Origin of the sequence: Paenibacillus sp. DRB1-1 (assembly GCF_052119485.1) — a bacterium.
GTDB lineage: Bacteria > Bacillota > Bacilli > Paenibacillales > Paenibacillaceae > Paenibacillus > Paenibacillus polymyxa_B.
Genome location: NZ_JBODQH010000001.1, coordinates 2,447,411 through 2,464,321, shown reverse-complemented (window position 1 = coordinate 2,464,321; position 16,911 = coordinate 2,447,411). Strand labels below are relative to the sequence as shown.

Annotated in this window: 17 protein-coding genes; all 17 read left to right on the top strand. The window is 46.6% G+C overall.

Going from position 1 to position 16,911, the window contains the following annotated elements:
• The first annotated feature begins 1 nt into the window (after position 1).
• Positions 2-577 carry an aminodeoxychorismate/anthranilate synthase component II gene (gene pabA, locus ACQW03_RS10855; RefSeq protein ID WP_013308153.1) on the top strand — a complete coding sequence of 192 codons (576 nt, stop codon included), beginning with the start codon at positions 2-4 and terminating at the stop codon, positions 575-577.
• Between the two features lie 3 nt (positions 578-580).
• Positions 581-1,477, top strand: coding sequence for an aminotransferase class IV (locus ACQW03_RS10850; RefSeq protein WP_441949656.1), 897 nt, complete (start codon positions 581-583; stop codon positions 1,475-1,477).
• On the top strand, positions 1,474-2,343 hold the full coding sequence (gene folP, locus ACQW03_RS10845; RefSeq protein WP_071639023.1) for a dihydropteroate synthase: 870 nt from the start codon (positions 1,474-1,476) through the stop codon (positions 2,341-2,343). The genes ACQW03_RS10850 and folP overlap by 4 nt, the downstream gene beginning before the upstream one ends.
• A gap of 446 nt (positions 2,344-2,789) precedes the next feature.
• Entirely contained in the window at positions 2,790-3,152 is a 363-nt protein-coding gene (gene folB / locus ACQW03_RS10840) for a dihydroneopterin aldolase (protein ID WP_023986457.1), read from the top strand.
• 9 nt (positions 3,153-3,161) lie between these two features.
• Positions 3,162-3,710, top strand: a complete 549-nt coding sequence (gene folK, locus ACQW03_RS10835) for a 2-amino-4-hydroxy-6-hydroxymethyldihydropteridine diphosphokinase (RefSeq protein ID WP_076294556.1) — start codon at positions 3,162-3,164, stop codon at positions 3,708-3,710.
• Positions 3,662-3,862, top strand: coding sequence for a helix-turn-helix domain-containing protein (locus ACQW03_RS10830; protein ID WP_025719314.1), 201 nt, complete (start codon positions 3,662-3,664; stop codon positions 3,860-3,862). Before folK ends, ACQW03_RS10830 begins: the two co-directional genes overlap by 49 nt.
• 44 nt (positions 3,863-3,906) lie before the next feature.
• On the top strand, positions 3,907-4,935 hold the full coding sequence (gene dusB, locus ACQW03_RS10825; RefSeq protein ID WP_441949652.1) for a tRNA dihydrouridine synthase DusB: 1,029 nt from the start codon (positions 3,907-3,909) through the stop codon (positions 4,933-4,935).
• 214 nt (positions 4,936-5,149) lie between these two features.
• Entirely contained in the window at positions 5,150-5,626 is a 477-nt protein-coding gene (gene greA, locus ACQW03_RS10820) for a transcription elongation factor GreA (protein WP_013308160.1), read from the top strand.
• A 110-nt stretch (positions 5,627-5,736) separates the two neighbouring features.
• On the top strand, positions 5,737-7,263 hold the full coding sequence (gene lysS / locus ACQW03_RS10815; RefSeq protein WP_029514639.1) for a lysine--tRNA ligase: 1,527 nt from the start codon (positions 5,737-5,739) through the stop codon (positions 7,261-7,263).
• Positions 7,264-7,348: 85 nt separating this feature from the next.
• Entirely contained in the window at positions 7,349-8,686 is a 1,338-nt protein-coding gene (locus tag ACQW03_RS10810) for a TrkH family potassium uptake protein (protein ID WP_071639027.1), read from the top strand.
• Between the two features lie 294 nt (positions 8,687-8,980).
• Positions 8,981-9,514 carry a hypothetical protein gene (locus tag ACQW03_RS10805; RefSeq protein WP_025719307.1) on the top strand — a complete coding sequence of 178 codons (534 nt, stop codon included), beginning with the start codon at positions 8,981-8,983 and terminating at the stop codon, positions 9,512-9,514.
• A gap of 466 nt (positions 9,515-9,980) precedes the next feature.
• Positions 9,981-10,751: an enoyl-ACP reductase FabI gene (gene fabI / locus ACQW03_RS10800; protein ID WP_013308164.1), complete on the top strand. Its 771-nt coding sequence runs from the start codon at positions 9,981-9,983 to the stop codon at positions 10,749-10,751.
• A gap of 12 nt (positions 10,752-10,763) precedes the next feature.
• On the top strand, positions 10,764-12,224 hold the full coding sequence (locus ACQW03_RS10795; protein ID WP_071639028.1) for a class I adenylate-forming enzyme family protein: 1,461 nt from the start codon (positions 10,764-10,766) through the stop codon (positions 12,222-12,224).
• Between the two features lie 45 nt (positions 12,225-12,269).
• Positions 12,270-13,493, top strand: coding sequence for an aldehyde dehydrogenase family protein (locus ACQW03_RS10790; RefSeq protein ID WP_071639029.1), 1,224 nt, complete (start codon positions 12,270-12,272; stop codon positions 13,491-13,493).
• The gene (locus ACQW03_RS10785; protein ID WP_071639030.1) at positions 13,490-15,190 is read left to right on the top strand and encodes a thiamine pyrophosphate-binding protein; all 1,701 of its coding nucleotides are present in this window, start codon (positions 13,490-13,492) and stop codon (positions 15,188-15,190) included. The genes ACQW03_RS10790 and ACQW03_RS10785 overlap by 4 nt, the downstream gene beginning before the upstream one ends.
• A 23-nt stretch (positions 15,191-15,213) precedes the next feature.
• Positions 15,214-16,455, top strand: coding sequence for a beta-ketoacyl-ACP synthase II (gene fabF / locus ACQW03_RS10780; protein WP_025721666.1), 1,242 nt, complete (start codon positions 15,214-15,216; stop codon positions 16,453-16,455).
• 4 nt (positions 16,456-16,459) lie between these two features.
• Positions 16,460-16,867 carry a 3-hydroxyacyl-ACP dehydratase FabZ family protein gene (locus ACQW03_RS10775; RefSeq protein WP_025721676.1) on the top strand — a complete coding sequence of 136 codons (408 nt, stop codon included), beginning with the start codon at positions 16,460-16,462 and terminating at the stop codon, positions 16,865-16,867.
• Positions 16,868-16,911: the final 44 nt, after the last annotated feature.

Sequence of the window (16,911 nt, the reverse complement as noted above, 5' to 3'; positions counted from 1 at the left end):
TATGATTTTGGTGATTGATAATTATGATTCGTTTACGTACAATCTTGTTCAATATTTGGGTGAACTTGGCGAAGAAGTAACCGTAAAACGGAACGATGAGATTGATGTGAAAGGCATAGAAGAGCTGGCACCAGAGCATATTTTGATCTCGCCGGGCCCCTGCACGCCGAATGAGGCAGGGATATCACTGGATGTGATCAGCCATTTTAAAGGTCGCATTCCGATTTTTGGCGTTTGCCTCGGCCACCAGGCCATTGGACAGGCTTTCGGCGGTAAGGTTATCCGGGCTGAACGACTCATGCACGGTAAAACATCACCGATTCTTCATCACAATACGTCAGTATTTGAAGGTTTGCCTTCTCCGTTCACAGCAACCCGGTATCACTCATTGCTGGTGGAGCGCGAGAGTCTGCCTGAATGTCTAGAGATTACCGCTGAAACCGCAGAAGGTGAAATTATGGGTTTGCGGCATAAAGAATTTGCCGTAGAAGGAGTTCAGTTCCATCCAGAATCCATTATTACGGATTATGGGCATCAACTGTTACGCAATTTCCTAAAACGCAAGGTAGGCGTCTGATTCATGAAATATATCGGAGTCAATGGCGTCCTCACGGAAGCCGAAAAAGCCGTGATTCACGTAAGTGATCACGGCTTTTTATACGGAATGGGTTTGTTTGAAACATTCCGCACCTACAAGGGTGTCCCATTCTTGCTGGATCGGCATCTGCATCGACTGCAGGAAGGTTGCCGAATGCTCGGCATTCCTTTTCAACCGGATGAGGAGCAACTTACGAGACACATCCAACATCTGATGGTGGCGAATGGACTGGATGAAGCCTATATCCGTTACACTGTATCAGCGGGCGAAGAGGTGCTAGGATTGCCGACGGGGAACTATACGCGTCCTAATCATATTCTGTTCGCTAAAACGTTGCCCTCTACCAATACACAAACCGGTCAATCCACTTCCTCATCGGCACTTCAGTTGTTGCGAACTCCCAGAAACACTCCAGAGGGTGAGGTTCGCTTAAAGTCGCTCCATTATATGAATAATATTCTTGCAAAGCGGGAACTTCAGCAGTATGCCGAGGCTGTCCGTTATAAGGCTGAAGGAATGATGCTTACGGCGGATGGTTTTCTGGCAGAAGGAATGGTCAGCAATCTGTTCTTTGTGCGGAACAATACGTTGTATACCCCTGACTTGTCTACAGGGATTCTGCCAGGCATTACGCGTGAGTTCATTTTGGAGCTGGCGCATCTGCGAGACATTCCTTGTGAGCAAGGCCTGTACCGCTGGGACGATCTGAAACAGGCTGATGAAATTTTTATGACCAACTCTATACAAGAAATACGGCCCGTGGATTTGTTGTTGGAGCCGGGAGGAGCAGCGAACCATTTATCGGTTTCCTTGACGCAGCCCAGGTCCATAACAGCTTTGCTGTTGCACGATTATAGACAGAAAGCAGGGATCAAGTGAACATACCGACCCTTTATCAACGTAGTTACCGAATGGGAGATGCCGAGCTTACGCTCGGACATTCCACACAGATCATGGGTATACTGAATGTGACCCCAGATTCATTTTCCGATGGAGGATTACATTATAGTCCCGAGATTGCTGTTTTACATGCATTGAAGCTGGTGGAAGATGGAGCCGATATCATTGACATTGGTGGGGAGTCTACTCGCCCGGGTCATGATCCGGTAGGTGTGGAAGAGGAACTGGCTCGGGTCATTCCGGTCGTCCAGGCCATCCATCGTATCGCACCGCACATTCCGTTATCTGTAGATACTTACAAAGCCGAGGTAGCCAGACAGGCACTTGAGGCTGGCGCACATATCATTAATGATGTGTGGGGGTTTAAGGCAGACCCCGATATGGCGCGTGTAGCTTCGGAATTCGATTGCCCGGTCATTTTGATGCATAATCGTCATGACCGTAACTATAGTGATTTGGTTTCTGATATGCTGTCCGATTTAAAAGAAAGTATCCGATTAGCGCTGGATGCGGGGGTACGTGAGGAACAGATCATTTTAGACCCAGGTATCGGTTTTGCCAAGGATTACGATGAAAATATTCATGCCATGACTTCTCTCGATACATTGAGTCAGCTGGGCTTTCCGCTGTTATTGGCTACGTCACGCAAAAGATTTATTCGTACAGCACTGGATTTGCCTGTGAATGATGTGGTGGAGGGCACGGCGGCTACTGTTGCTTTTGGCATTGCTCAAGGGTGCCAAATTGTGCGTGTACACGATGTTGCGCAAATCAAGCGCACCGTACGTATGTGTGATGCGATGGTGTACGGGTCTAAAAATGCACTGAGTTATGGTGGTTGGTAGACGCTCCACGAATGATTTGATCCTACGATCGCTGTTGCAACGGGATTCTTTTGAATTGGTAAACATATGACTGTTAGAATCCCGTTGCAAAGGCGAGCGCTTCGCTTCTCCGAATTCAAATCCTTCATTACGCTACCACCAGCATAAAGTCACTGTATTTTTAGAAAAAATTTATTATATAAGTTAAACTCGAAAAATACACATTGAAACGGAGTAGGCAGAATGGTGCTGTACAAGCAGAGCGGTCGCTTTAAAAGCTTTCCGTAGGAAAGCTCGCTTCGGAAGCATCACTTCCCCGGATTTCTACCTTGGTTATAGGTTTTATTCAAGAAATCTGGGGGCGGTGGCGATGGTAAGCACCATCCGCCGCGAAGTGGCGCCGCGTATAACACCTTTAGTTGAGCTTATTTAGAAAAATCTAATAAAAAACAGGGGGTCTACCCACGATGGATAAAATGGTTTTGCATCGTATGGAGTATTACGGATATCATGGCGTTTTTCCAGAGGAACGTAAGCTGGGACAGCGTTTCTACATTGATTTGGAACTGGAGCTTGATCTGCGTGAAGCAGGTGAACAGGATGCTTTGGACAAAACGGTTAATTACGCCGAGGTGCATTACACCGTTAAAGATATTGTAGAAAAGGAATCTTACCAATTGATTGAAGCTTTGGGCGAACGTATTGCATCTTCCCTACTGGACACTTATACTAGTGTCAATGCACTGACTGTAAAAGTCACAAAGCCGCATCCGCCGTTTGATATTCATTTTCAGGGCGTGACGGTTGAGCTTTATCGCGCAAGAAAGTAGGAACGATACATGAATGCACATTCGACCTCTGAGGCATCAGAGGCTTATATTGCTTTAGGGGCTAATTTGGGGGAGCGCGAGCATACCCTGTATGAAGCCATTACGGTGCTGGACGAACATCCGGGTATACGGGTGCTTCGGTGCTCCAGCCTGTACGAAACAGAGCCTGTTGGGTATCTGGATCAACCTTCTTTTTTGAACATGACGGTAGCCGTATCTACAACACTTGCTCCAGAGGAGCTTCTGGTATATATGCTGGAGGTGGAGAGTCGTCTGGGGAGAGTAAGACATATTCCTAATGGGCCACGAACCATTGATCTGGATTTGTTATGGATGGAAGCGGCGCAACTGGCTACACCGGATTTGGAGCTTCCCCACCCTCGTATGTTGGAGCGTGCTTTTGTGCTGGTTCCTTTGGCTGATATCGTTCCGAACCAAGATCCGTCCGGTCTGTACAGTATCGTGCATACTGCATTGAATTCTGTGGATGGAAAGGACGGCATACAGCTTTGGAAAACATGCAGCTGGCGCAACGACTCCGCGCCTTTCGGAAGCTAAAAGGGTTCACACAGCAGGAGTTGGCAGAACGTACTGGTATATCTTTGACTGTATTAGGTGCTGTGGAGCGAGGCAATCGTACAGTAGACCCAGACATGCTGAACATCATCGCCCAAACGCTAGAAATTGAAGTCCGGGAACTGACGGAATGACGATAAGTGACGATACAAAAGAAAGAATAAAGGGGTGAACAGATATGTTGAAAATCGGCGATATTGAAATGAAAAATCAAGTCGTTCTGGCTCCGATGGCAGGCGTGTGTAACCCTGCTTTTCGCCTGATCGCCAAGGAATTCGGTACAGGTCTGGTGTGCGCAGAAATGGTTAGTGATAAGGCGATCATTCACGGCAACAAGCGTACGCGCGAGATGCTGTTTGTAGATGAGCGTGAGAAGCCGCTTAGCTTGCAAATTTTCGGGGGAGACCGCGAATCTTTGGTGGAAGCAGCGAAGGTCGTAGATCAGGAAACGAATGCAGATATTATTGACATCAATATGGGCTGCCCAGTTCCCAAAGTGACCAAATGTGATGCAGGTGCTCGTTGGCTGCTCGATCCAAACAAGATTTATGAAATGGTATCGGCGGTAGTGGAATCAGTAAGCAAGCCGGTTACCGTGAAAATGCGTATTGGTTGGGATAGCGAGCATATTTATGCCGTAGAGAACGCTCGCGCTGTTGAACGTGCCGGAGGTCAGGCCGTCAGCGTACATGGCCGTACACGGGAGCAACTGTATACGGGACATGCGAATTGGGATATTATAAAAGAAGTTAAAGAAGCAGTTTCCATTCCTGTAATTGGAAACGGTGATGTGGCATCACCGGAAGATGCCCGCCGTATGCTGGATTTGACCAATTGTGATGGCGTTATGATCGGACGCGGTGCTCTGGGGAATCCATGGATGCTCTACCGTACGATTGAGTACTTGCAAACAGGTGAGCTGTTGCCCGATCCTGCACCGGAAGAAAAAATCCGCATTGCCATTCTGCATATGGATCGTCTGGTTGCATTGAAGGGTGAAGCGGTAGCTGTCCGTGAAATGCGCAAGCATCTGGCTTGGTACCTCAAGGGGTTTAAAGGTTCTGCACGTATTAAGGATGTCATTATGGAAGAAACAAAGCGCGATGATATGGTACATATTTTGGAGCAATTTGTATCTCAATTGCACATGGTAGAAAACGATGAGCCTTCTACAAGCGCTGCTTCTCCTGCTGCTGTTGCGCAATAAGGAAACTGTTCCGGCCTGCGCACGCGATTGACTTTTCCAATTGCTTGCCCTATAATCGTTCAGTATAAAATCTTGATGTATGCTACAAATTGTGTGCAGCTCTCAAGACAACAGCAGGAAATGTTCTCATTCCCTCAGAGTGGCATATTATGTTTTGAAAGCGTGCATTCCGATGCACTTTTAAACTTTTCCCATGACAGGAGAATCGGTTAAGATGAGCGATAAAGAAGTCATTCTGACACAGGAAGGTCTTAGAAAGCTCGAAGATGAGCTTGAGAACTTAAAGTCTGTCAAACGCCGCGAAGTGGCTGAACGGATTAAGGTAGCCATCGGATACGGAGATATTAGTGAAAACTCCGAATATGAGGATGCGAAGAATGAACAGGCCTTTATTGAAGGCCGTGTAATTACGTTGGAAAAGATGCTACGCAATGCCCGCATTATCAATAGTGATGAAATTGACACCGATGTTGTGGGAGTAGGCGCAACTGTAACCGTTGAAGATTTGGAATTCGGAGATATTACAGAGTATGCTATCGTAGGCTCTGCCGAATCCGACCCGCTACAGAATAAGATTTCGAATGAAAGTCCGGTTGGCAAGGCAATTCTCGGTAAGAAAAAGGGAACTGTTGTGGATGTCACCGTTCCAGCAGGCGTTATTCAATATAAAATCGTGGATATCAAGAAATAAGACACGGACTTTGGAATTTAATGTAAAAGCTTCCTTGTGGAAGCTTTTTTTCTCTACACCCGGACGGACCCCGGCCCGTCTATTCATATTGAAGGAGCTGATTTAGCACCATGTCGGATGAAACTACTAACCAGGAAACACAAGAAAATCGCGAGGAATTAAGTGAATTATTGCAAATTCGTCGTGCCAAATTGGACGAGCTTCGCTCATTGGGCATTGATCCTTTTGGACGCAAATACATACGCACGGCTGAAGCGGGCGTACTACTGAGCAAGTATGACAGTTTGACTAAGGAAGAACTGGAAGAAAAGAATATTGAAGTTAGCATAGCAGGCCGTATTATGGCTAAACGTGTTATGGGAAAAGCCAGCTTTGCTCATATACAGGATCTGAGTGGACGTATTCAAATTTATGTTCGTCAAGACACGGTACCCGAATCCAAATATAAAGCATTTGGTATTTTGGATCTGGGCGATATTGTTGGTGTTAAGGGTGTGCTTTTTAAGACCAAGACAGGCGAAACGACAATCAAAGTGCTGGATATTGAGGTCTTGTCCAAATCCTTGTATCCATTACCGGAGAAATATCATGGTCTGAAGGATGTTGAATTGCGTTACCGTCAGCGGTATGTCGATCTGGTTATGAACCCTGAAGTACAAAAAACGTTCATTACACGGTCCCGCATTATTCAATCCATGCGTCGTTATCTCGATTCGCTCGGCTATTTGGAAGTTGAAACTCCAACATTGCATTCCATTGCTGGCGGGGCGGCAGCGAAGCCATTTGTTACGCACCATAATGCATTGGACATGCAGCTCTATATGCGTATTGCTATTGAACTCCATTTGAAACGACTAATTGTCGGCGGAATGGAGAAAGTATATGAGATCGGGCGTGTTTACCGTAATGAAGGTATTTCGACCCGCCATAACCCTGAGTTTACGATGATTGAGCTGTATGAAGCGTATGCTGATTATAAAGATATCATGCAATTGACGGAAAACATGGTTGCACATATTGCGCAGGAAGTACTGGGCACACAGCACATTCAATATCAAGGCCAGGAAGTGGATCTGACGCCGCAATGGCGCAGAGTTTCCATGGTCGATGCTGTAAAAGAAGTAACAGGCGTAGACTTTAGCGTGCAGATGAGTAATGAAGAAGCTCATCGCCTTGCGAAAGAGCATAAGGTTCCGGTTGAGCCGCATATGACATTTGGTCATATCCTGAATGCATTCTTTGAGCAGTTTGTAGAGGAAACGCTCATTCAGCCGACCTTTATTACGGGACATCCAGTTGAAATCTCGCCGTTGGCCAAGAAAAACGAACAAGATCCACGCTTTACGGATCGCTTCGAGCTGTTCGTAGTCGCTCGTGAGCATGCGAATGCGTTCACTGAGCTGAATGATCCAATCGATCAGCGCCAACGTTTTGAAGCACAATTGCTGGAACGTGAGCACGGTAACGACGAGGCACATGAAATGGATGATGACTTTATCCGCGCCTTGGAATACGGTATGCCGCCAACAGGCGGACTGGGCATCGGCATCGATCGTTTGGTCATGTTGCTGACAGATGCGCCTTCCATTCGCGATGTGCTGCTTTTCCCGCATATGCGTAACCGTACAGTAGAATAACATAACATTATGAATATAGAGGATCAGCCGGGCTTCCCGTGTCTTGTTCCTCTTTTTCATAAGAACGGATGGAGAGAATACTCTAATGAAACGCAGCGTCAAGCTTAGTCGGTTCGCATCGCCTCCTTTTATATTGGTCATCGGATATTTATTGATTATTGCATTAGGTACTTTGTTACTGATGCTTCCTGTTGCCAATCATAGTGGACATGCTCCGCATTGGATTGATTCGCTTTTTACGTCCGTCTCAGCCGCTTGTGTCACAGGACTGGTCGTTGTTGACGTCGATTCAACGTATACGATGTTTGGCGAAACCGTCATTCTGGTGCTGATGCAGCTAGGCGGGTTGGGGTTTATGACCTTAGCGACCTTGTTTGCGCTGTTGTTGGGGCGGCGATTATCGTTAAAGGATCGGTTGCTGCTTAAAGAGGCTATTAATGCCGATAGCATGGAAGGGATCGTGCGTATTATTCGCAAGGTGTTGATCTTTTCTTTTACCATTGAGGCGATAGCTGCCGTCGTCTTAGCTTTGCGGTGGATGCGAGAGATGCCTGTCGGACAAGCGATATATTATGGAATATTCCATTCCGTATCCCTCTTTAATAACGGGGGATTCGATTTGTTCGGGACTAGCTTCCAACAGTACGCTGGAGATTTTGTTTTCAATATGATTGCATCTGTGCTCGTTATATCAGGAGGCTTGGGTTTCCTTGTACTTAGCGATCTGTTCGATTTTCGCCGTACCCGGAGACTGTCTCTACACTCCAAAATGGTGCTAAGCGTGTCGGGAGTGCTCATTGTGATTGGTGCGCTGGTTTTATTTGTTTTTGAATTTACCAATGCACGAACCTTGGGCGCGCTGAACTGGGAAGGCAAAGTATATGGAGCTGTCTTTCAATCGGTCTCCACGAGATCATCAGGTACGAGCACAGTCGATATCAGCGGGCTAAGGCAGGCAAGTCAGTTTTTTATTATGTTGCTGATGATTATCGGTGCTTCTCCGGGCTCCACTGGAGGAGGAATTAAAACGACTACGTTTCTGCTTATGGTTGGTGCGCTAATCGCCGTCATGCGAGGACAGAAGGAAATTGTGTTTTTCCGCCATAGGGTCCCCAAAGATATCATGATGCGGGCGCTGACCATTATTGTACTGGCCCTATTTATATTCTCGATTGTGGTTATACTGCTCTTAATGACGGAGGATGCCCCATTTCTCTCCCTTGCATTTGAGGCTGCTTCCGCAATCGGAACGGTAGGGCTGTCTGTAGGAGTGACACCCGGATTGTCTGACGCAGGCAAGCTGATTATTTGTGTGACTATGTTTATTGGTCGGATTGGTCCTCTTACGATTGCCTATGCTATTCGTCCACGCTCGACCAAGACATTGTACCGTCGTCCCGAAGGGCATATTGTAATTGGATAGTGTATCTGTAAAAAAAGATGTACCCGTGCTGATTAGCATAGGTACATCTTTTTTCATTTCAGATCATCATAATCCTTTATGGGGAGCATATCATGAAAAATGCCCATTTTGAGAACAAGACAAAATGGGCTGAACAGATACTGTTTTTCTCAGAAAAAAACGGCTATTTGTTTCCTTTTATGTAATTATAGACAAAATACTAGGAATATTATGTATAATATTGTATGATAGTGGGCATGAAAGGGGGATAGTTGAGGTGAATACCAATTTCTAATTTGAAAGGAATCATCTATTATGTATTTATTTATTATTAGTGCTGAAGTTTTATTTTGGGTTTTTGTTGTTGCAGGCTTGATCGCAAGGTATATGTTTGGCTTGAAGAAATTAGGCGGTCTTCTTTTACTATTTACCCCCATTATTGATATCCTGTTACTGATTGCGGTGTTCATCACGGTGAAAAGTGGCATGGAGATTACGACTGCTACTGGCTTGGCGGCCTGTTATTTTGGTATTACAGTAGCATTTGGTCATAGGTTAATTAAGTGGGCGGATGTACGGTTCTCCCATTGGTTTGGTAAGGGACCCAAGCCTGAACGCAAGTATGGTGCTGCTCATGCAAAAGAGGAACGGATAGGTTGGTTGCTTCACCTTTTGGGCTGGGCTATTGGTAATGCTTTGTTGCTCGCCATCATTGTGTATGTTGATGATCCGCAGCGTACGGTGTCTTTGGAGGGCATTATGCAAACATGGGCGATCGTTCTGGCAATCGACTTTGTTGTCTCCTTTAGCTATACTTTAGCTCCCAAAAAACAAAAGCGTAGTCTATAGAGGTTAAGGCTTTACACTTAGATTAGATACAATCTGGCTTGGTCACTCAGGATGTTCAAATCGGAAGACTCATTGTTGGTGAAAATGAAGTGGTTACTTCCGGTAGTGGGGTGAGTCCGTTGTCGTAATGTAAATATTTACAAAAATATGAGGATTTTATGTTCAACTCGCTTTGACAGTCATCTTATTTTACCTCGCTACCTTTTTTCACACCCATGTATTCCTTTCGATTTGAACACAGACCAACAGAAGCAAACAACTATTTTTTGTGAGATGACAGAAAGCATGCATGATGTGTTACACAAATTTTAAAATAAATTTTGTGATTTGCCTAAAACGTCGCCTATCCAAGTTTGGCAATTAACGCGATAATATTCCAGGAAAGATTACATATGTCTATAAATGTAGACATACGCAGTTAAGTTGTTATTTTGTTTAAAAATGTAAAAAAAGAAAGGTGGTTTCTGTGGCAGTACTACTGAGCGGTAAGAACATTTTGATTATGGGCGTGGCTAATAACAGGAGTATTGCCTGGGGGACAGCTCAATCTTTAGCTGCTGAAGGAGCACAGCTCATTTTTACTTACGAAAATGAGAGGGTTGCAGAGCGGGTACTAAAGCTCGTTGAAACCATTCCGGGAGCACTGGTCTGTCCTTGTAATGTTCAAAGCAATGAAGAGCTTGATGCATTGGCGGATTTTCTAAAAGAAAAAGTAGGCGTGTTGCATGGTTATTTTCACAGTGTCGCCTATGCTAAGGCTGAGGATTTGGATGGCTTGTTCGTTGACACTTCTCGTGAGGGATTCGCCGTTGCACAAGAAATCAGTGCCTATTCTCTGGCTGCTGTCTCCCGTCGAGTATACCCACTGATGACAGAGGGTGGAAGTATCGTCACCATGACGTATATTGGCGCAGAACGAGCGATCAAAAATTACAACGTTATGGGTGTGGCGAAGGCTTCACTGGAAGCCAGCATGCGCTATCTGTCGAATGATCTGGGCACATATGGCATTCGTGTAAATGCGATTTCCGCTGGTCCGATACGGACCTTGGCTGCCTATGGCATTAAAGATTTTAACACAATGCTCAAACATATTGAAGAAACTACGCCCCTACGCAAGACGGTTGATACGTCGGAAGTCGGAGATACGGCGTTATTCCTATTTTCCCATTTATCGAGAGGCATTACGGGTGAAGTTATCCATGTAGATGCTGGATACCATATTACGGGGATGTAAGGAGGGAACGTTGTGCTTATTACGCATACGGATTGCCGTATTATCTCACCTGAAGGAATTATGACTAGGGAGCGTCTGGAGCGAGACGTTACGATCTTCTCCCGGATGTTGACGCTCAGAGGAATTCCCGAAGACGGTAGAGTGATTCTGAAAGCGGCCAATTCCTATTGGTTTGTTGTGTCTCTGTTTTCCCTGTGCAATATCGCTGTTTCGGTGACTGTGGTGGACGAGCAGACTGTGCTCGATGAGGTGGCCCAAATCTATGATGAAGCGGGTGCCTGTTGCATCCTTACGGATTCCGATCTAGAACTTCCTTATGCTCTCGTTATTCTGATTCAAGATCTGATTCAAGAAGAAGCAGTACACCCGGATTGGGTGGGAGAGCCAAAGCTTGAAGCCCTCAACTTTAACAAGTGGTGCGAGAGGCCAGATGCGCTCATTCTGTATTCTTCAGGTACGACGGGAAAACCCAAGGGGATCGTGAAAGCTGGTTCAGCTTTTATGGAGAATATCAGGCATTCCATACACGCCATGAACTACCTACCGTCTGACCATATGCTCCCCGTTGTGCCTTTCTCTCATTTTTATGGAATCTCACTTATCTTCTCCTGGTGGTTAACCTCATGTTCTCTCATCATCTGCAATCCCAAAAACCTCTGGAGCGTCATTGCAAGTATTACGAAAGACCGGGCGACGGTCGTAGACGCTAACCCCTCTGCTTTTTACACCTTGTTGCGTATGCTAAACCGAAAACCCGAACAACTGGAAATGGTCAAGGAAGCTCCGGTGCGCATGTGGTGCGTAGGCGGTTCCCCACTTACCCAAGACCTCGAAGAGAAATTTAACAACATATTTGGACAGCCTCTGCTGAATGGTTACGGCCTTTCTGAACTGGGCAACGTTACGCTGGGGACGCTAGAGTGTCCGAAGGGTTGTGGCCTACCCTTACCTGGTGTGGATCTGAAAATACTAGATTCTACAGGCAACCAGCAGGCGGACGGTATCGTAGGCGAAGTGTGGATACGCAGTGCTGGATGCATGGAAGGTTATCTAAATCGTCCAGACCTGACGCAATCCGTTCTACAGGACGGCTGGTTCAAGACGGGGGATCTGGGCTATCTGGATGACGGAATGCTGTATGTTATTGGTCGCAGCGGTAAGACGGTCAACCGGATGGGCTACATGGTATCTCCGGTCTATATTGAGGACCGGATTGGTTCGCTTGGTTACCGATCCTGCGTGATCACCTTGGAGGATGAGGCTAAAGGGACATTGCTGGTTGCATTCATCGAAAGCGAATCCTCGCAGGTTTTACCTGTGCTCCGCAAAGAGATGAATCGGGTACTTCCTTCCTACATGTTCCCCGATCTTTTGCTTCCGCTCGCCCATTTTCCTTTAAATCGCAATGGAAAAGTAGATCGGCTGGAGATGGAGAGCACCGCCCTGCAGAAAGTTGCTTCTCGCAAAGCATAATGAAAAATTTTACCAAAATTTAATGAGAGAAAGGGAGAATGTGCCATGAGTATGAATCCGGAGCTGGCAGAAAACACGCTGTTTTTGGAAAGGCATGAATCGATCCTGAAGTGCCTCAATTATTTGATTGAAAATCGGCAGGAAGTGATGGATATTCTCACACAATTTTCATCCTATCGGGCTGCCAATGCAGAAATTGATTCCACAATCCTCACACTTCAAGGTGCTTTGCAAGAAGTGCAGACCTATCAGCCAAGCTGGCAACGATCTATGGCTGTATTTATGCCTTCCAACGTCATTTTGTACTCTTATGCATTATACCTCCTGATTCCGTCCCTGTACGTTGAAAATATAGACTTTCGCCCTTCTTCTCACGTAAACGAGTACGTCAACATGCTGCATGAAAAGCTTCAGGCTGTACACGGATTACCCATCTATATTCGTAAGGTCAGTCAAAGGGTTTTTATGGAAAATTCGGTTATGCCAGCTGATATTGTGGTGTTCACCGGGAGCTATGTCAATGCGGAGAAGATCAAAAAACAAATCCGAAAAGACCAACTCTACATCTTCTATGGACAAGGGATCAATCCTTTCGTCATCGGACCCGATGCCGATCTGGAACTGGCGGTTACCGATGTAATCCGAATGAGACTGTTCAACTCAGGACAGGACTGCCTGGGACCCGACATCATTCTGGTACATCAAGAGGTGAGTGAGCATTTCAAAGATCTGCTGATTCAACGGCTTGACCAACTTGTGTTTGGAGCCAACGATGATCCGAACGCAAACTATTCCCCTATTTTCTATAAAGATGCGCTGAACTCGGTTTCTGAATATTTTAATACGAACGATAAGTTTATTATCTACGGCGGTGGCATTGATTTCCGTACGAAAAAGATGGAGCCAACGGTTGTATATAGCGAGCTAGATCAGGATTTGGAGATTATTGAGTATTTTTCACCGGTCTTCAACGTGGTTAGCTACCGAGACGACGAGCAGCTGATCAAGCGTATTTCCTCCAGTTATTTCAGTGAACGAGCAATGGGTTGCAGCTTATACGGGTCTAGTCACCTGGCGGACGTTCTGCGAAAGAAGCACACGCTGACCATTAATCAGACGCTTGAGGATGTGGATCAAGGCAATAAGCCTTTTGGTGGCTATGGCACGATGTCGAACTATATTTTTTACGATTTTAAGCTCATTTCGAAGCCGATCTTGATTTCAGAAATTGTCGCAGAATATTTGTCGGAAAAGAGGAGTTTGGTATGACTGCGAGTTTGTTCCCTTGGGATGCCATCATTGGCTACTTAAAATCGGCTGGGGTTCAGCATCTCTTTGGATTACCAAGTGATGATCTCAAAATCGTATCGTCACTCCCCTCATCCGGTATGGATTTTATTCTGTGCAAGGATCAACGCAATGCTGTGTTCATGGCAGCAGGTTATGCACTCACAACCAACCAGATGTCCGTATGTGTTGTCGGAAAAGGCCCTGCACTCAGTAATACACTTACAGGGCTACTGGAAGCAAAGAACCTGGGCGCTCCGCTTTTACTTTTGGCGCTCGGCACTGGAGGAGACAAGCTGGGTACCCGATCCTTTCAGGAAGCGGATCAAATCTCACTCGTAAAGCCGCTCGTAAAATGGGCTTATCGTGTGGAGCATGTGGATCGGCTTGTATGGGCGATGGAGCGGGCTGCCTTTTTGGCTATCAATGGAGCACCGGGTCCTGTCTATATCGAACTCCCTGAAAACCTGATGGACCAGCCTGTGCCAACAGGGCTTCAGTTTACCCCACCAGAAAAGCTGTCGTGCTCTCCGTCTCGTCGGGAGTTGGATGCATCGTGGGGAATTATTGAGAATGCCCGCAGACCACTCATTCTAGTCGGAGGCGGAATGAAGTCAGGTACAGGTGATGTGATTGAGCGGTTTGCTAACCAACATGGAGCGGCCTTGTTCGCAACCGCCTCGGGACGGGGTGTAGTTGATGAAGACCACGAACTCTTCTGTGGTGTTGCGGGACTCTATACGGATCTCAGCCTAAGACAAATCTGGAAGGAATCTGATGTGGTAATCACACTGGGCAGTCGATTGGAAGAAACGGCTACTTTTGAGTGGGATATTTTGCTACAGGATACACCTTTGATTCAAGTCAATGTAAATCTGGAAGATTTTTCACACGAGTACAGGGGTATCAAGGTGCTTGGTGATGGATATGCAGCGGTGGAGCAGTGGCTTGAACGGCGCGGGCAGGAGCCTGATGGAATGTGGCTTGAAACGATTAGGAGCTGTAAACAGGAGGCTTTTTCTCACAGGGCTATTTATTTGGAAGAGCTGAAAAAGACCCCTGGAATCCACGTTCCTGAGCTGTTGGACATGATTCAGACGGAGTTCCCTGAAAATCTGGTGCTTCTTCAGGAGAATGGATTGCAGGATATGTGGTCCTATTTTTATCCATATTTTCGCTTTGCCCACGGTTCTCTTTCGATTGTTCCTAGTGATCAAACGAGTCTTGGATTCGGTGCGGCGGCTGCTCTGGGAGCAAGCGTGGCAACACAACGTCCAGTAGTAGCACTCGTAGGTGACGGTGCGTTCAATCTCTTCTGTTCGGATTTTATGACGGCGGTGGAGTATCAAATACCGTTAATCTATATCGTACTCAATAATGGTGGCTATGGTTGGTTGCAGAATCAGATGAATTATAAACATCTCACAGGGCAGTCCCTCCCGTTTGTTTCTGAGGCGGCCAAGACAGGAATTCAAATTCCCCAGTATGAGTTTGTGGAAAGCCTTGCAATTCGGAGTAAGGGAGAGGCACGGGAACAGCTTCAGCTTGCTTGGCAAAAGTATCAGGAGAACAAGCTTGTGGTCGTCGAGGTATATGCTGATCTTGCGGATGTGCATGAAAAAATCAGTCATGTGTATGGCGACTTTCCTCTCTACGAGCAACAGGCTTCCAAGAATTAATTTCAACGAAGGACGTGGATACAGTGAGAAGACGTGTTGTAGTGACTGGACAGGGAGTCGTAACGCCGGTCGGGCTTAATCTTACGGATTTCTGGAATTCACTGTTGGAAGGAAAAAGCGGAATCGGACCTGTCACTGCTTTCGATACAGCGGACATTCCGACAAAGATCGGTGCACAGGTTACGGGCTTTGACCCATTGCAATATATGAGCAAGAAGGAAGCTAATAAAGTCGCACAGTTCACTCAGTTTGCTTTGGCGGCTGCCCGGCAGGCAGTGGAGCAATCAAAATTGGTGATTGATGAGCGGAATGCAAGTCGCGTGGGGGTTATTGTCGGCTCTGGAGCAGGCGGCCTCGACGTTATAGAGGAGAACTATGGGAAATTAACAAAGCTTGGTCCCAAAAGAGTTTCTCCTTATTTTGTTTCCTCGATGATGATTAATTCAGCACCTGGTGAAATCTCCATTGCTATTGGAGCAAAGGGGCCTTCTTTTGCTGTGGTTACGGCTTGTGCCACAGGAAGTAATGCCATTGGTGAGGCATTACGTACGATTCAGTACGGCACGGCTGATGTTGTGGTTGCTGGTGGAGCAGAAGCCAATTTTAGTCAGCTTGATCTGGCATCTTTTGCGAATATCCATGCTCTCTCCAGACGTAATGAAGAGCCACAGAAGGCCAGTCGTCCGTTTGATGTGGATCGCGATGGATTCGTCATCGGTGGAGGAGCAGGAGTCTTGGTGCTGGAGGAGTTGGAGTATGCTTTGAACCGCGGAGCCACCATTCTGGCCGAAGTTGTGGGTTACGGATGCACAACTGATGCGTATCATATCACGGCTCCAGATCCCTCTGGCTCCGGTCCGGCAGAAGCGATCAACATCGCACTGCAGGATGGCGGCTTGACACCGCAGGAAATCGACTATGTCAATGCCCACGGTACGAGTACGCCATTTAATGATCGTATGGAGATTAACGCTATTCAAAAAGTATTCGGGGAGCATGCCCCCCATTTGGCGATATCGTCTATTAAATCCATGACTGGCCATTTAATGGGCGGTGCAGGGGCAGTCGAATTAATTGCGACTGTGCAGAGCATGATTCACAGCAAAGTACCACCAACACTCAATTGCGACAATCCTGAAGCTCCTGAATTGAATTTTGTGCCGCATGTATATCAGGAACGCGAGGTCCGCGCGGCGATTAGCAATTCGTTTGGTTTCGGAGGGCACAACGTCTGCCTTGCTGTTCGCAAGTGGGAAGGGGAATAAGCCTGTGAGCGAAGAGCTAATCCATATCCCGGATGTGCTTCCGCACCGGTACCCATTTCTTCTGTTGGATGGCGTGACCGGGTACGAAACGTCGCAATGGGCGAAGGGATACAAGCTTGTCACCTGGAGTGAGTGGTTCATTACAGACACTAATCCATACATGCCTCCTATGTTGATTGTGGAGTCGCTTGCACAATTAGCGGCATTCGCTGCGATTGATAAAAAAGGCATTTCATACCTGACTAACCTCAATGGAATTCGATTCCACAGCTTGGCCAAGCCTGGGGACCGAATTGATCTCTATTTTGAAGTGATCAAGCGTCGGCGGGGCTATATTCTTGGAAGCGGTCGGGCTTCCGTAGGCGATCGATTGGTGGTTGAGGCGGAAGAAATTGTTTCACTGGATCAATGACGGGGTGGAAGCGCACGTTAAACTGTCCTTTTGTCCTCCTGACT

Coding starts and splice junctions, on each gene's coding strand:
- pabA (WP_013308153.1), top strand. CDS start 2: ATGATTTTGGTGATTGATAATTATGATTCGTTTACGTACAATCTTGTT.
- ACQW03_RS10850 (WP_441949656.1), top strand. CDS start 581: ATGAAATATATCGGAGTCAATGGCGTCCTCACGGAAGCCGAAAAAGCC.
- folB (WP_023986457.1), top strand. CDS start 2,790: ATGGATAAAATGGTTTTGCATCGTATGGAGTATTACGGATATCATGGC.
- folK (WP_076294556.1), top strand. CDS start 3,162: ATGAATGCACATTCGACCTCTGAGGCATCAGAGGCTTATATTGCTTTA.
- dusB (WP_441949652.1), top strand. CDS start 3,907: ATGTTGAAAATCGGCGATATTGAAATGAAAAATCAAGTCGTTCTGGCT.
- greA (WP_013308160.1), top strand. CDS start 5,150: ATGAGCGATAAAGAAGTCATTCTGACACAGGAAGGTCTTAGAAAGCTC.
- lysS (WP_029514639.1), top strand. CDS start 5,737: ATGTCGGATGAAACTACTAACCAGGAAACACAAGAAAATCGCGAGGAA.
- ACQW03_RS10810 (WP_071639027.1), top strand. CDS start 7,349: ATGAAACGCAGCGTCAAGCTTAGTCGGTTCGCATCGCCTCCTTTTATA.
- ACQW03_RS10805 (WP_025719307.1), top strand. CDS start 8,981: ATGTATTTATTTATTATTAGTGCTGAAGTTTTATTTTGGGTTTTTGTT.
- ACQW03_RS10790 (WP_071639029.1), top strand. CDS start 12,270: ATGAGTATGAATCCGGAGCTGGCAGAAAACACGCTGTTTTTGGAAAGG.
- ACQW03_RS10785 (WP_071639030.1), top strand. CDS start 13,490: ATGACTGCGAGTTTGTTCCCTTGGGATGCCATCATTGGCTACTTAAAA.